We start from the raw sequence: 223 nt of genomic DNA, 5'->3' as shown, positions 1-223 counted from the left end.
GGGCGAAGCCCCCGCCGAGATGGTCGCGAATGCCCCCGAGGGCCATCTGCTCCAGGGTGAGGAGAAAGCCATGGCGGGCTCCGCCGTCCCCGGCGCGGCCCGCATAGCGGAACAGGTATTCGAGGATCGTGGGATTGGGGAATTTCGGCGCGCCTTGAAGACCGCCATGCCGGGTGTCGATCAGCTCGGTGAGGCGCAGGCCCATGCGGTCGAGATCGGCGAG

Annotated in this window: 1 pseudogene; it reads right to left on the bottom strand. The window is 68.6% G+C overall.

The features are described from left to right. Positions 1-223 (bottom strand): annotated as a pseudogene (locus E4K09_RS24090) (thioredoxin domain-containing protein); the annotation flags it as partial.

This window comes from Microvirga pakistanensis, assembly GCF_004458765.1.
Classification (GTDB): domain Bacteria; phylum Pseudomonadota; class Alphaproteobacteria; order Rhizobiales; family Beijerinckiaceae; genus Microvirga; species Microvirga pakistanensis.
Note: the sequence above shows the minus strand (reverse complement) of the source record. Positions and strands in the feature narration are given on the sequence as shown.